Genomic DNA, 13,586 nt, shown 5'->3' with positions numbered 1-13,586 from the left:
GCCGGGAGCCGGGCGCGTCGTGAGGGGCGGTGGTCAGCCGTGGGGGGTGTGCTGGGGGTCGGTGGCGGTGGGGCGGTCGAGGATCTCGCCGGCGTCGCCGCCGCGGCGCTTCGCGCTGCGCGAACCGAAGAGCGTGTAGTCGACGATCTCGGGGATCACCCGCGGGGCGTCCAGCACCACGTCGGAGAACAGGTGGACGACCCAGCTGGCCAGCAGGCCGAGGACGATGATCCCGACGCCGACCCAGAACATGATCCACATCGGGCCGTTGCAGAGCGCGACACCGCCCACCGCGAAGCCGATGAAGATGATCGAGACGGCGACCCAGGAACTCGGCCGGCCGGCGTGGGACCCGTGCGACTCTTCGGACATTGCGCCTCCCCTCCGATGGTGCCTCAGATCTTCTCCCGGACCCCGTGCGTCAAACGGGGCGGCCGGTGGATTGCGCTGCGGAGTGACCTAGACCATTCTGGGTCTCGCCTACGATGGGCATCGTACGAGTGGTGTGCGTGCCGCCAGGAGCGGTGAACCACGATCTGCAAGGAGCCTTCGAGAGTGCCGCCAGTCATCGACAAGATCCTTCGTGCGGGCGAGGGAAAAATTCTGCGCAAGCTCAAGAAGCTCGCGGATCAGGTCAACTCGATCGAAGAAGACTTCGTCGACATGACCGACGCCGAGTTGCGTGAGCTGACCGACAAGTACCGCGAGCGCATCGCCGAGGGGGAGTCCCTCGACGAGCTGCTCCCCGAGGCGTTCGCGACCGCCCGGGAGGCCGCCAAGCGGGTCCTCGGCCAGCGTCACTACGACGTCCAGATCATGGGCGGGGCGGCGCTGCACCTGGGCAACATCGCGGAGATGAAGACGGGTGAGGGCAAGACCCTGACCTGCGTCCTCCCGGCGTACCTGAACGCGCTGTCCGGCGACGGCGTGCACGTGGTCACGGTGAACGACTACCTGGCCAAGCGCGACGCCGAGTGGATGGGCCGCGTCCACCAGTTCCTCGGCCTCGAGGTCGGCGTCATCCTCCCGCAGATGACCCCGGACGAGCGCCGCGTGGCCTACGCCGCCGACATCACCTACGGGACGAACAACGAGTTCGGGTTCGACTACCTGCGCGACAACATGGCGTGGAGCCTGGAGGAGTGCGTCCAGCGCGGGCACAACTTCGCGATCGTGGACGAGGTCGACTCGATCCTCATCGACGAGGCGCGGACCCCGCTGATCATCTCCGGGCCGGCCGAGCAGAACTCCAAGTGGTACTCGGAGTTCGCCAAGATCGTCCCGCGGCTGAAGCGGGCCGAGCTGGTGAGTACCGCCGGGCAGGTCGACGAGTACGGCCCGGGCGACTACGAGGTGAACGAGAAGAAGCGCACGGTCGGCATCACCGAGTCCGGCGTGGAGAAGGTCGAGGACTACCTCGGCATCGACAACCTCTACGACTCGGTGAACACGCCGCTGGTGAGCTTCCTGAACAACGCGCTGAAGGCCAAGGAGCTGTACAAGCGCGACAAGGACTACGTCGTGATGAACGGCGAGGTCCTGATCGTCGACGAGTTCACCGGGCGCATCCTGCACGGCCGCCGCTACAACGAGGGCATGCACCAGGCAATCGAGGCCAAAGAGGGCGTGGCGATCAAGGACGAGAACCAGACGCTCGCCACGATCACCCTGCAGAACTACTTCCGCCTCTACGGCAAGCTGTCCGGGATGACCGGTACCGCCGAGACCGAGGCGGCGGAGTTCAACAAGACCTACAAGATCGGCGTGGTGCCGATCCCGACGAACAAGCCGATGATCCGCCAGGACGTCGCGGACGTCGTCTACAAGACCGAGCAGGCCAAGTTCGAGGCCGTGGTCGACGACATCGCCGAGCGGCACGAGAAGGGCCAGCCGGTCCTGGTCGGCACGACGTCGGTGGAGAAGTCCGAGCGGCTGAGCAAGATGCTCAAGCGGCGCGGCATCACGCACCAGGTGCTGAACGCCAAGAACCACGAGCAGGAGTCGGCGATCGTCGCGGAGGCGGGCCGCAAGGGCGGCGTGACCGTCGCGACGAACATGGCGGGCCGCGGTACCGACATCATGCTCGGCGGCAACCCCGACTTCCGCGCCGACCTGGAGCTGCACCAGCGCGGGCTGTCGCCGCTGGAGACTCCGGAGGAGTACGAGGCGGCCTGGCCGGAGGCGCTGGACAAGGCCAAGGAGGCCGTGAAGGGCGAGCACGAGGAGGTCGTCGAGATCGGCGGCCTGTACGTGCTCGCGACCGAGCGGCACGAGTCGCGGCGCATCGACAACCAGCTGCGCGGCCGGTCCGGCCGGCAGGGCGACCCGGGCGAGTCCCGGTTCTACCTGTCGCTGGAGGACGACCTGATGCGGCTGTTCAACTCGGCCCGCGTCGAGGCGATCATGACGCGGCTGAACATCCCGGACGACGTCCCGATCGAGTCCAAGATCGTCTCGAACGCGATCCGCTCGGCGCAGAGCCAGGTCGAGCAGCAGAACTTCGAGATGCGCAAGAACGTCCTGAAGTACGACGAGGTGCTGAACCGGCAGCGCAAGGTCATCTACGCCGAGCGCCGCAAGGTGCTGGAGGGCGCGGACCTGCACGACCAGGTCCGCCGGATGATCGACGAGGTGGTCGCGGGCTACGTCGCCGGTGCCACCGGCGAGGGCTTCGCCGAGGACTGGGACCTCGAGAAGCTGTGGAAGGCGTTCAAGCAGCTGTACCCGATCGGCCTCACCGTCGACCAGCTGGTCGAGGACGAGGCGGGCGGCGACATCTCGGGCCTGGACGCGGAGACGCTCGCGGAGAAGATCCGCGACGACGCGCAGGAGGCGTACGAGAAGCGCGAGGAGGAGCTCGGCTCCGAGGTCATGCGGGAGCTGGAGCGCCGGGTCGTGCTGTCGGTGCTGGACCGCAAGTGGCGCGAGCACCTCTACGAGATGGACTACCTCCAGGAGGGCATCGGCCTGCGGGCCATGGCGCAGCGCGACCCGCTGGTGGAGTACCAGCGCGAGGGCTACGACATGTTCAACGCGATGCTCGACGGCATCAAGGAGGAGTCGGTCGGCTACCTGTTCAACCTCGAGGTCGAGGTGGAGGAGCAGCCGGAGGCCCCGCAGGTCGGCGCGAAGCCGGTGTCGGTCGCCAAGTCCGCCCCGGCCGCCGGGGAGGCGGCGGACGAGGAGCCGGCGGAGGCCGACGCGGAGGAGCCGGTCATCCACGCCAAGGGCCTGGACGAGCCGAAGCGGCCGAAGAAGCTGGACTACTCGGCGCCGACGGTCGACGGCGAGGGCGGTGTGGAGCACCACACCGAGGACGCGGAGGACGAGTACGCGGGCGTGTCCCGCAACGACCCGTGCCCGTGCGGTTCCGGTAAGAAGTTCAAGCGCTGCCACGGCGACCCGCGCAACAAGTAGCGGTTCGCGAGCGCCCTGCGAGGCGGTCTCCCGGTCGTCCGGGAGGCCGCCTCGCGGCGTGTCAGGGGGCGGTCGTCTCGACGGCCGTGCAGCGCCACCGTCCGCGCAGGTGCTGGAGCCGCAGCGCGACGGCGTGGACGCGTCCGGCCATGACGACGACGGCGGACGTCTCGGCGATGGTGTGCGAGGGCCGCTGGAGCCGGCTGGACAGGACGCGCGGCGGGACGATCCGCCGTCCGTCCGGAACGGCGCGGCGGTGCGGCGCCAGGCCGCGGCACACGGCGGGCACCGCGACCAGGGACAGCTGGTGCGGCGGGCGCGTCCCGGCGAGTACCTCGACGACGATCCGCAGCGCGGTCTCGGCGACGGCGCTCATCTCCGCCTCCACGCCGTCGCCCGGCCGGACCACTCGCAGCCCCCGCCCGGCACCGCCGGGCGGGCCGGGCGTTCGATGGACCGGCGGGGCCGTGGCACGCTGCCCGGGAGCGGTGTCTCGGCGCCGTGCCGTCGCCTGGACGGCGCTGAGCGCGAGCGCCCCGTCCGTCCGCTGCAATGTGTCCGTCCGCTGCGATGACAGGGCGCGGTACCGGACGATGCGGACCGCGGAGTTCCTGACCTGGCGTCGACGCCCCATGGGACCCTCCCGACTCGTTTCTGCACGGGAGTCGCGAGCCCGCCGAAAAATACGTCCCCGGCCGCATCCGGCCACTCCGAGCAGGCGGGGCCCGTGCAGAGCGAACGGCGGCGGGACGCCGGCAAGGCGTCCCACCGCCGTTCAGTGGGGTGCGGAGATGGGGTCAGGTGGTGGCCGGCGAGTCGGCGGTCTCGGCCGTATCGGCTGTGTCGGCGGCCGGCTTGCGGCGCCGCGACTTCTTCTCGCCCGCCGCGAGCTCGGGGTCCGCGGCCGGGTCGGCGGCGACGGAGTCCTCGTCCTCCGGTTCCCGTCCCGGCGTCGCGAAGTTGAACTTCACGATCAGGAACTTGAACAGGAAGTAGTAGATGACGAAGTAGAGGATCCCCATCCCGATGATGAGCGGCAGGCCCTTGGTGTTGTCCTTCGAGGCGTTCAGCAGCATGTCGATGCCGCCCGCGGAGAACCCGAAGCCGAGCTGGGCGCCGGCCGCGTTGAGGATCGCCATCGAGATGCCGGTGAGGACGACGTGCACCGCGTACAGGACGGGCGCGACGAACATGAACGCGAACTCGATCGGCTCGGTGACGCCGGTGACGAACGCGGTGAGCGCGGCGGAGATCATGATGCCGCCGACCGCGGAGCGGCGGTGCGGGGGAGCGGCGCGCCACATGGCGAGCGCGGCGCCGGGCAGGCCGAACATCAGCACGGGGAAGAATCCGGCGAGGAAGCCGCCCGAGTGCGGGTCGCCGGCGAGGTAGCGGTTGATCTCGCCGTGCACGACGCCGTCCGGGCCGTTGTAGGAGCCGAAGACGAACCAGATGAGCGAGTTCGGGATGTGGTGCAGCCCGAACGGCAGCAGCAGCCGGTTGACGACGCCGTAGATGCCGGCGCCCGCGGCGCCCGCGCCGGTGATCCAGTTGCCGAAGTCGGTGAGCCAGCCGCCGAACACCGGCCAGATGAAGCCGATCAGCACGCCGAGCACCAGCGCGGCGAGCGCGGTGACGATCGGGACGAACCGGCGGCCGCCGAAGAACGCCAGGTAGGTGGGCAGCTTCACGCGGTGGAAGCGCTGGTAGAGCAGGGCGGCGACGACGCCGATGAGGATGCCGCCGAGCACGTCCGTCGGGTTCTTGGCGCCGAAGTCGATGGCGGGCGCGGCGGCACCGTCGGTCACCTTGGTGATCAGCACCTGGCCCTTGAGGTCGGCCGAGTGCGAGAACATGATCTTGATGACCTGGTCGAAGACCAGGTAGCCGACGACCGCGGCGAGCGCGGTGGAGCCGTCGGACTTCTTGGCGAAGCCGATCGCGACGCCGACCGCGAACAGCAGCGGCAGGTGGTCGAACAGGGCCTGGCCGGCGCCGCCGACGACCTCGGCGACGCGGATCCAGCCGAGGCCGTCCTTGCCGAGCATGTCCGGCTGGCCGAAGCGCAGCAGCAGGGCCGCGGCGGGCAGCACGGCGATCGGCAGCATCAGGCTGCGGCCGATCCGCTGCAGCACCGCGAGGGCGCGCGACCCCCGCCGCGGCGCGGCGTCCACGGTGGTCGAAGTCATCGGGAGGTTCCTCCTCAGGGGTGTGTCAGGAGTGCGGCGGGGGATTTCCGAGTGCCGTGTGGATCTGGTAGCGGTCGGCCCGGTAGGTCGACACGCCCAGCTCGGCGCAGACGCCTGCGGTGTAGGAGCGGCGCTGCAGGAGCAGCACGGCGCTGCCCTTGGGGATCTGCAGGTGCCTGGCGTCGGCCGCGTCCGCCAGACTGGCGTCGATGGTCTGGTCGCCGGCGTCGAAGACCAGCCCGTACACCGCCTCGAGGACGCCGTAGAGGGAGCGGTCGGCGAGGCGGCGGTCCAGCAGGTCCGGGGCGAGCGAGGCAAGGATATGCGCGCGTTCGAGTGCCATGGGCTCCCCGTCGGCGGTGCGCAGCCGCTCGATGACGTGGATCGGCGTGCCGGGCTCGACCTCGAAGATCCGGGCCAGCCGCGCGTCCGCGGGGGCGGTGCGGCGGTCCAGGTCGACGGCGCCGGGCCGCAGCCCGCGGGCGAGCATGTCCTCGGTGAACGAGACGAGCCGCAGCGGCATCTCGATCTTGGGGCGGGCGACGAAGGTGCCCTTGCCGGGGACGCGGTACAGCCGGCCCTCCGAGACGAGCTGGTCGACGCCCTGGCGGACGGTCATGCGGGACAGCCCGTACCGCACGCACAGCTCGCGCTCCGAGGGGATCGGGGCGTCGACGGGCAGCTCGGCGCTCTCGATGAGGTCGAGCAGGATGGCTCGCAGCTGGAAGTACTTCGGGACGGGGCTGTGCGGATCGATGGTCGTCACTGGGGGTGTCCTCGATGGCCTCTGCGGCCGTATCGACGGGGTATTGACGGGTTTGGCGGGGTGACGCGTGAATCGACTTGGTTCGTACTGGTCTAGGCCGGACTAGACCACATGAGGGAAAGTCATGTCAATGCACGAAACCGTAACGACCGGGTCACGTGCCGGAGGTCGCAAGATCAGGTGAATGTGCAGGTCAGGGCTCATGCGGCGGGCTCCGGCGGCGCGTCCGGGCCGGGCTGCGGCGGGGCGTCCTCGACCGGCTCGCGGCCCGGCGTCGCCAGCCCGAACTTCTTGATCACGAAGCTGAAGACCAGGTAGTAGACGAAGAAGTAGACCACGCCGAGCGCGACCACGTACCACAGATGGCGGGTGTTGCTCTTGGTCGCGTTCAGCAGCAGGTCGATCAGCCCGGCGGAGAAGCTGAACCCGAGCTGCGCGTGCGCCGCCGCGAGCAGGTACATCGACACGCCGGTCAGCACGACGTGGATCCCGTACAGCAGCGGCGCGACGAACATGAACGAGAACTCGATCGGCTCGGTCACCCCGCAGACGAACGCCGTCAGCGCCGCCGAGATCATCAGGCCGCCGACGGCGCCGCGGCGGTCCGGCTCGGCGCACCGCCAGATCGCCAGCGCCGCGCCCGGCAGCCCGAACATCAGCACGGGGAAGAACCCGGCGAGGAACGTCCCGGCGTGCGGGTCGCCCGCGAGGTACCGGTTGATCTCGCCGTGCACGACGCCGTCCGGGCCGTTGTACGACCCGAACACGAACCAGATCAGCGAGTTGAGGATGTGGTGCAGGCCGAACGGCAGCAGCAGCCGGTTCGCCACCCCGTAGACGCCCGCGCCGGCCGCGCCCGCGCCGGTGATCCAGTCGCCGAAGTCGTTGATCCAGCCGCCGAGCGTCGGCCAGATCAGCCCGACCACGACGCCGAGCACCAGCGCGCCGGCCGCGCTGACGATCGGGACGAACCGGCGGCCGCCGAAGAACGCCAGCCAGGACGGCAGCTTGATCCGGTAGAACCGCTGGTAGAGCAGCGCGACCATCAGGCCGACCGCGATGCCGCCGATGACCTGCGTCGGGTTGATGAGCCCGTAGCCGATCACCTCCTTGAGCGAGCCGTCCTCCTGCCGGACGAGCTGGACGACGCTGCCCTTCAGCGCGGGGCTGTGCGCGAACATCGTCTTGGAGACGCGGTCGAAGACGAGGTAGGCGGCGACGGCGGCGAGCGCGGTGGAGCCGTCGGACTTCTTGGCGAACCCGATGGCGACGCCGACCGCGAACAGGAGCGCGAGGTTGTCGAGCAGGGAGCCGCCGGCGGCGGCGAACACCTCGGCGACCCGGTTCCAGCCGAGGCCGTCCTTGCCGAGCAGGTCGTCCTGGCCGAGGCGGAGCAGGATCCCGGCGGCGGGCAGCACCGCGATCGGCAGCATGAGCGAGCGGCCGATCCGCTGCAGCACCGCGAACGCCCCGGACCAGGCGTCGCGCACCGATCCCGGATGAGTTCGGGCCGACATCTTCAGCTCCATCCGATTCGTGGAGTATGGTGCGTACTGGTCTAGTCCGGACTAGACCAGTGCGCCGCGCAGGCGGCGACCGGTCGCATCACGGAGAGTGCACCCCCATGGCATCACTGCTGATCACCGCCGAGCGCGTGATCATGACCCCCGCGGACGGTCCTACCCGCGTCGTCTCCCCGGGATACGTCCGCGTCGAGGACGGTGTCATCACCGAGGCCGGTGAGGGCGCGCCCGCCGGCGCCGGCGTGCACCTGCCGGACGGGCTGCTCGCCCCCGGTCTCGTCGACCTCCAGGTCAACGGCTTCTTCGGGCACGACATGGCGGACGCCGGCGAGAGCGGCTGGCGCGAGGTCGTCACCCGGCTCCCCGAGACCGGCGTGACCGCGTTCCTGCCCACGTTCATCACCGCGCCCGTCGCGACGCACGCCGAGGCGCTGCGCCGCACCCGCGACCTGCTGCCGAAGCTGCCGGCCGGCACCCGCGTGCTCGGCGTCCACCTGGAGGGGCCGTTCCTCTCCGCCGAGCGCAAGGGCGCGCACAACGCCGCGTACCTCACCGACCCGACGCCAGAAGCGGTCGAGACGCTGCTGGAGACCGGGCTGGTCAAGCTCGTCACCTTGGCACCGGAGCGGGACGGCGCGCTCGATGCGATCCGCCGCCTCACCGAGGCCGGTGTCCTGGTCAGCGTCGGGCACAGCGACGCGACCGCCGCGCAGACCGCCGCGGCCGCCGACGCAGGCGCCCGCAAGGTCACCCACATCTTCAACGCGCAGAGCGGCGTCCACCACCGCGACCCCGGCGTCGCCGTCCAGGCGCTCATCGACGAGCGGCTGCACCCCGGCCTCATCCTCGACCTGCACCACGTCGGCCCGGAGGTCGCGCGGCTGGTGCTGCGCGCCGCCGCCGGACGCGTCGTGCTCGTCACCGACGCCGCGTCCGCCGCCGGCATGCCGCCCGGCACCTACGAGCTGGGCGGCGAGCCGATCACTATGCCGGAGCAGGGCCCGCCGCTGCGCGCCGACGGCACCATCGCCGGGTCCGGCCTGCGCCTCGACGAGGCCGTCGGCAACGCCATCGGCCTCGGCGCCGACCCGGCCGCGGCGGTGGACGCCGCGACCCGCGTCCCCGCCGACCTCATCGGCCGTCCCGATCTCGGCCGCATCGCGCCCGGCGCGGCCGCCGACCTCGTCTGGCTCGGGCCGGACCACCGGGCGCGTACGACCTGGATCAACGGGCAGGAAGTCTTCGGAGGGGGATCATGACCAGTCTGATGCGCGCCGAGATCGGTGAGCAGCCCGATGCGCTGCGCCGGACGATCGACGCGCTGCTGCCGCGCACGCCCGACGTCGGGGCGCTCGCCCGGGAGACGCGGCAGGTGCTGTTCATCGCGCGCGGCTCGTCCGACAACGCCGCCGTGTACGGCCGCTACCTGGTGGAATCGCGCGCCGGGCGGCTCGCGACCCTCGCCGCCCCGTCCATCGCGACGACCTACAAGCGGCGCCTCGACCTGTCCGGCGTGCTGGCGGTGGCGATCAGCCAGTCCGGCAAGACCGAGGAGATCGTCGAGACCCTCGACTGGGCGAAGGACTGCGGCGCCCGCACCGTCGCCGTCACCAACGGCGCCGGGTCGCCGCTCGCGGAGGCCGCCGAGGTCGCGCTGATCACCGAGGCCGGCGACGAGATCGCCGTCCCCGCCACCAAGACCTACACGACCCAGCTCGCCGCGCTCGCGGTGCTCGGCCTCGGGCTCGGCGCCGACGTCGCCGCCGACGACCTGCGCCGCGTCCCCGACGAGGTGGCCCGGCTGATCGCGGCGGCGGAGGCGTCCCCCGCGCTGCCCGAGATCGTCGAGGAGCTGGCGAAGGTCCCCGGCGCCGTCGTGTCCGGGCGCGGCATCGCGTTCGGCACCGCGCTGGAACTCGCGCTGAAGATCAAGGAGGCGTGCTACCTGCACGCCATGGGCCTGTCCTACGCCGACCTGCTGCACGGCCCGATCGCCGTGGTCGACGAGCAGACCCCCGCGCTGCTCGTCGCGGCCGACTCCGGCCCGACGCTGCCCGGCACGATCGCGCTGGCCCGCCGCGTCGAGGGCGCGGGCGCCAGGGCGTTCGGCGTCGGCGGCGGCGACGGCCTCGCGCAGGCCTGCACGGCCGCGCTGCCCGGCCCCGCCCTGCCCGAGTGGACGGCGCCGCTGGGGCTCATCGTCCCCGGCCAGATCCTGGTCGAGAACCTCGCCCGCCGCCTCGGCGTCGACCCCGACGTCCCGCGCGGCCTCAACAAGGTCACCCAGACGGACTGACCCGACCCACCGAGAGAAGAGAACGCCATGGACAAGGCCGAGGCCATCGTCGCCGCGCTGGGCGGCGCCGACAACATCGTGGAGATCGAGCCCTGCGCGACCCGGCTGCGCACCGAGGTCTCCGACGGCGGCAAGGTCGACGAGGCGGCGCTGAAGAAGGCGGGCGCGTTCGGCGTCATGCGCAGCGGCACCGTCGTGCAGGTCGTCGTCGGCCCGGAGGCCGACACCATCGCCAGCGACATCGAGGACATCCTCGACTGAGCCCGCTTCCCGACCGACCCGAAGGAACCCCCGCATGACCCGAGTACTGTCCCCGGTCGCCGGCCGGGTGGTCGGCCTGGCCGGCGTCCCGGACCCGGTGTTCGCCCAGGCCATGGTCGGCCCGGGCACCGCCGTCGATCCCGAGCGCGGGCCCGGCCACGCCATCGCCCCGGTCACCGGCAAGATCGTCAAGCTGCACCCGCACGCCTACGTGGTGGTGGACGAGGAGGAGCACGGCGTCCTCGTGCACCTCGGCATCGACACCGTCAAGCTCAAGGGCCAGGGGTTCGAGCTGCTGGTCGCCGAGGGCGACCAGGTCACCGCCGGCCAGCGGGTGGTCGCCTGGGACCCGGCCGTCATCGAGGCGGGCGGCCGCTCGCCGATCTGCGCCGTGGTGGCGCTGGACGCCGGCGCCGACGCGCTGTCGGACGTCGCGGAGGCGGGCGAGGTCGTCAAGGGGGCCGAGCTGTTCACATGGAGCTGACGGGATGGCGCTGATCGGCCTGCGCGCGGCGGTGTTCGACCTCGACGGCACCCTGATGGACACCGAGCCGCGCAACCGGGTGATGTGGGCGCGGCTGTTCGAGGCGCACGGCGTGCCGTACGACGACGAGCTGATCTCCTCGTTCGCGGGGCGCCGCGGCATCGAGGTGCTGGAGGACCTGGCGCACCTGTTCCCCGGCCGCACCGCCGAGGAGCTGTTCCAGCAGGCGGTGTCGACCGAGACGGCGCTCGGCGTGCCCGAGGACGTCCCCGTCCCGGGGGCGGTCGAGCTGGTGCGGTCGCTGGCGGACGCGGGCGTGCCGCTGGCCGTCGTCACCTCGGGCCAGCGCCCGTACGCCGAGCGGCTGCTGGCCGCGCTGGGCGTCCGCGACCTGATGGACATCGTGGTGACCGCCGGGGACGTCGTCACCGGCAAGCCGCACCCGGAGGGGTACCTGGCCGCCGCGCGCGACCTCGGCGTCCCGCCGGGCGGGGCGGTCGGGTTCGAGGACGCGCCGGCGGGCGTCGCGGCCGTGAAGGCGGCCGGGATGACCTGCGTCGGCGTCGCCACCACCCAGCCGGTGGGGGCGCTCGCCGAGGCGGACCACGTGGTCGCGGACCTGAAGGAAGTCAATGTCGAGCCGGGCCCCGCGCTGCGGGTGCGCGGCGCAAGGGAGATTCTGTGAGCGAGCGCAACGTCAAGATCGAGTCCCGGGTGGGGCTGCACGCGCGGCCGGCCGCGCTGTTCGTCCAGACCGCGGCCAAGGCGCCGATGGACGTGACCGTGGCCAAGCGCGGCGGCTCGCCCGTCAACGCCAAGAGCATCCTCGCGGTGCTCGGCATGGACGCCCGGCACGGCGAGGAGGTCGTGCTGTCGGCCGACGGCGACGGCGCCGACGAGCTGCTGGACAGCCTGGAGGCGCTGCTGTCCGCGCCGGAGCCGGAAGGTGCCTGAGGTCCTGAGCGGCGCGGGCGTCAGCCCGGGGGTCGGCGCGGGCCCGGTGCGCCGCATCGCCGGCGCGGTCCCGGAGCCGGACGCCGGGTCCCGGCACGGCGGCGACGCGGCCGCCGAGCGCGACGGTGCGCTCGCCGCGCTGGAGGCCGTCGCCGCCGACCTTGAGGAACGCGGCGCGCGCGCGGCGGCGGGCGGCAACACCGACGGCCGCGACGTGCTGAACGCGCAGGCGCTGATGGCCCGCGACCCGGGCCTCGCCGACGGCGTCACCGCCAAGATCGGCGAGGGCACGGGCGCGGCGCGCGCGGTGTTCGAGGCGTTCGGGGTGTACCGGGAGATGCTCGCCGGGGCGGGGGAGTACATGGCCGCCCGGGTCAGCGACCTCGACGACATCCGGGACCGGGCGATCGCCCGCCTCCTCGACCTGCCGATGCCCGGCGTGCCGGAGTCCGACGAGCCGTTCGTGCTGGTCGCGCGGGACCTCGCGCCCGCCGACACCGCGGTGCTCGACCCGGCGCAGGTCGTCGCGTTCGTCACCGAGGAGGGCGGCCCGACCAGCCACACCGCGATCCTCGCCCGCACGATGGGCGTGCCGGCGGTGGTGGCGCTCGCGGGCGCGACGGGCCTCGCCGACGGCACCCGCGTCCTCGTGGACGGGTCCGCCGGGACGGTCCGGACCGACCCGTCCGAGGCCGAGGTCGCGGCGGCGCTCGCCGCGGGCGCGGCCCGCGACTCCGCGCTCGCGGAGGCGTCCGGGCCGGGCGCGACGAAGGACGGGCACGCCGTCCCGCTGCTGGCGAACGTCGGCGGCCCGAAGGACCTGGACGCCGCCCTCGCGAACGGCGCGGAGGGCGTCGGCCTGTACCGCACCGAGTTCCTGTTCCTTGACCGGTCGGTGCCGCCGTCCGACGAGGAGCAGGAGGACGCCTACCGCAAGGTGCTGGAGGCGTTCCCGGAGGGCCGCGTGGTCGTCCGGACGCTCGACGCCGGCGCCGACAAGCCCCTCGCCTTCCTCCCGCCCCCCGGCGAGGAGCCGAACCCGGCGCTCGGCGAGCGCGGGCTGCGGATGGCGCGCCGGCATCCCGGCGTGCTGACCGCCCAGCTCGCCGCGCTGGCCCGCGCGTCCGCCGGGCTGAGCGTGAAGCTGCAGGTCATGGCCCCGATGGTGGCGGACGCGGCGGAGGCGGCGTTCTTCGCCGGCGCGTGCCGCGAGGCCGGCATCGAGCACCCCGGCGTGATGATCGAGGTGCCGGCCGCCGCGCTGCGCGCCCGCGACCTGGCGCCGGAGGTGGAGTTCTTCAGCGTCGGCACCAACGACCTGACCCAGTACGCGTGCGCGGCCGACCGGCAGGTCGGCGGCCTCGCGCACCTGCAGGACCCGTGGCAGCCCGCCGTGCTCGACCTGGTCGCCCCCGCGGCGTCGGCGGGCGTCCCGTGCGGGGTCTGCGGCGAGGCGGCCGCCGACCCGGCGCTCGCCTGCGTCCTGGTCGGGCTCGGCGTGACGTCGCTGTCGATGAGCGCCCCCTCGCTCCCGCTGGTACGGGCCGCGCTCGCCCGGCACACGCTGGAGGAATGCCGCCGCGCCGCCGAGGCGGCCCGCGCCGCCCGCTCCGCCGCGGGCGCCCGCGAGGCGGCCCGCTCCCATCTCCCGGGGCTGGCGGACCTCGGTATCTGAGCACGCTCGCGGTGGGTCGTC

General features: G+C 72.4%; 13 protein-coding genes and 1 pseudogene. 9 read left to right on the top strand and 5 right to left on the bottom strand.

Annotated features, from left to right (window positions below; genetic code table 11):
- Window positions 1-33 precede the first annotated feature (33 nt).
- Complete coding sequence (locus J4709_RS04070) at window positions 34-372, bottom strand: HGxxPAAW family protein (RefSeq protein ID WP_208237005.1); 339 nt, start codon at window positions 370-372, stop codon at window positions 34-36.
- A 183-nt stretch (window positions 373-555) separates the two neighbouring features.
- On the opposite strand from J4709_RS04070, the pseudogene secA reads away from it, so the two are divergent.
- Both secA and J4709_RS56350 read left to right on the top strand, forming a co-directional pair.
- Window positions 556-3,097: pseudogene (secA, locus tag J4709_RS04065) on the top strand (preprotein translocase subunit SecA); the annotation flags it as partial.
- Window positions 3,094-3,417, top strand: a complete 324-nt coding sequence (locus tag J4709_RS56350) for an SEC-C metal-binding domain-containing protein (RefSeq protein WP_443608286.1) — start codon at window positions 3,094-3,096, stop codon at window positions 3,415-3,417. The pseudogene secA and the gene J4709_RS56350, both read left to right, overlap by 4 nt.
- A 61-nt stretch (window positions 3,418-3,478) precedes the next feature.
- On the opposite strand, the gene J4709_RS55400 is transcribed toward J4709_RS56350, so the two are convergent.
- The 4 genes from J4709_RS55400 to J4709_RS04045 all read right to left on the bottom strand — a co-directional run bounded on the left by J4709_RS55400 (window position 3,479) and on the right by J4709_RS04045 (window position 7,889).
- Window positions 3,479-3,793 carry an Rv3235 family protein gene (locus J4709_RS55400; RefSeq protein WP_208236994.1) on the bottom strand — a complete coding sequence of 105 codons (315 nt, stop codon included), beginning with the start codon at window positions 3,791-3,793 and terminating at the stop codon, window positions 3,479-3,481.
- A 421-nt stretch (window positions 3,794-4,214) separates the two neighbouring features.
- Complete coding sequence (locus tag J4709_RS04055; protein WP_208236992.1) at window positions 4,215-5,606, bottom strand: PTS transporter subunit EIIC; 1,392 nt, start codon at window positions 5,604-5,606, stop codon at window positions 4,215-4,217.
- A 25-nt stretch (window positions 5,607-5,631) separates the two neighbouring features.
- On the bottom strand, window positions 5,632-6,372 hold the full coding sequence (locus J4709_RS04050) for a GntR family transcriptional regulator (RefSeq protein WP_208236990.1): 741 nt from the start codon (window positions 6,370-6,372) through the stop codon (window positions 5,632-5,634).
- A gap of 200 nt (window positions 6,373-6,572) precedes the next feature.
- On the bottom strand, window positions 6,573-7,889 hold the full coding sequence (locus tag J4709_RS04045; RefSeq protein ID WP_208236989.1) for a PTS transporter subunit EIIC: 1,317 nt from the start codon (window positions 7,887-7,889) through the stop codon (window positions 6,573-6,575).
- Between the two features lie 107 nt (window positions 7,890-7,996).
- Between J4709_RS04045 and nagA the strand changes: the two genes are divergently transcribed.
- From nagA to ptsP, 7 genes are read left to right on the top strand one after another with little or no spacing between them, the layout of a single operon-like run.
- Window positions 7,997-9,154, top strand: coding sequence for an N-acetylglucosamine-6-phosphate deacetylase (nagA, locus tag J4709_RS04040; protein ID WP_208236987.1), 1,158 nt, complete (start codon window positions 7,997-7,999; stop codon window positions 9,152-9,154).
- Window positions 9,151-10,191, top strand: a complete 1,041-nt coding sequence (locus J4709_RS04035; RefSeq protein WP_232382902.1) for an SIS domain-containing protein — start codon at window positions 9,151-9,153, stop codon at window positions 10,189-10,191. Before nagA ends, J4709_RS04035 begins: the two co-directional genes overlap by 4 nt.
- Window positions 10,192-10,218: 27 nt before the next feature.
- Window positions 10,219-10,452, top strand: a complete 234-nt coding sequence (locus tag J4709_RS04030; protein WP_151538615.1) for a PTS sugar transporter subunit IIB — start codon at window positions 10,219-10,221, stop codon at window positions 10,450-10,452.
- Window positions 10,453-10,486: 34 nt separating this feature from the next.
- Window positions 10,487-10,936: a PTS sugar transporter subunit IIA gene (locus J4709_RS04025; RefSeq protein WP_208236978.1), complete on the top strand. Its 450-nt coding sequence runs from the start codon at window positions 10,487-10,489 to the stop codon at window positions 10,934-10,936.
- 4 nt (window positions 10,937-10,940) lie between these two features.
- Window positions 10,941-11,621, top strand: a complete 681-nt coding sequence (locus J4709_RS04020; RefSeq protein ID WP_208236976.1) for an HAD family hydrolase — start codon at window positions 10,941-10,943, stop codon at window positions 11,619-11,621.
- Window positions 11,618-11,890, top strand: coding sequence for an HPr family phosphocarrier protein (locus tag J4709_RS04015; protein WP_208236974.1), 273 nt, complete (start codon window positions 11,618-11,620; stop codon window positions 11,888-11,890). Before J4709_RS04020 ends, J4709_RS04015 begins: the two co-directional genes overlap by 4 nt.
- A complete protein-coding gene (ptsP, locus tag J4709_RS04010; protein ID WP_208236972.1) occupies window positions 11,883-13,565 on the top strand; it encodes a phosphoenolpyruvate--protein phosphotransferase in 1,683 nt (560 codons plus the stop codon). The genes J4709_RS04015 and ptsP overlap by 8 nt, the downstream gene beginning before the upstream one ends.
- The last annotated feature ends 21 nt before the right edge of the window (window positions 13,566-13,586 follow it).

It is taken from the genome of Actinomadura violacea (assembly GCF_017573465.1).
Classification (GTDB): Bacteria; Actinomycetota; Actinomycetes; order Streptosporangiales; family Streptosporangiaceae; genus Spirillospora; species Spirillospora violacea.
This window is presented reverse-complemented; position numbering and strand designations above follow the sequence as displayed.

What these genes read in the sequence shown, in the direction of transcription:
- J4709_RS04070 (WP_208237005.1), bottom strand. Translation starts at nt 372, where the DNA reads ATGTCCGAAGAGTCGCACGGGTCCCACGCCGGCCGGCCGAGTTCCTGG.
- J4709_RS55400 (WP_208236994.1), bottom strand. Translation starts at nt 3,793, where the DNA reads ATGAGCGCCGTCGCCGAGACCGCGCTGCGGATCGTCGTCGAGGTACTC.
- J4709_RS04055 (WP_208236992.1), bottom strand. Translation starts at nt 5,606, where the DNA reads ATGACTTCGACCACCGTGGACGCCGCGCCGCGGCGGGGGTCGCGCGCC.
- J4709_RS04045 (WP_208236989.1), bottom strand. Translation starts at nt 7,889, where the DNA reads ATGTCGGCCCGAACTCATCCGGGATCGGTGCGCGACGCCTGGTCCGGG.
- nagA (WP_208236987.1), top strand. Translation starts at nt 7,997, where the DNA reads ATGGCATCACTGCTGATCACCGCCGAGCGCGTGATCATGACCCCCGCG.
- J4709_RS04035 (WP_232382902.1), top strand. Translation starts at nt 9,151, where the DNA reads ATGACCAGTCTGATGCGCGCCGAGATCGGTGAGCAGCCCGATGCGCTG.
- J4709_RS04030 (WP_151538615.1), top strand. Translation starts at nt 10,219, where the DNA reads ATGGACAAGGCCGAGGCCATCGTCGCCGCGCTGGGCGGCGCCGACAAC.
- J4709_RS04025 (WP_208236978.1), top strand. Translation starts at nt 10,487, where the DNA reads ATGACCCGAGTACTGTCCCCGGTCGCCGGCCGGGTGGTCGGCCTGGCC.
- J4709_RS04020 (WP_208236976.1), top strand. Translation starts at nt 10,941, where the DNA reads ATGGCGCTGATCGGCCTGCGCGCGGCGGTGTTCGACCTCGACGGCACC.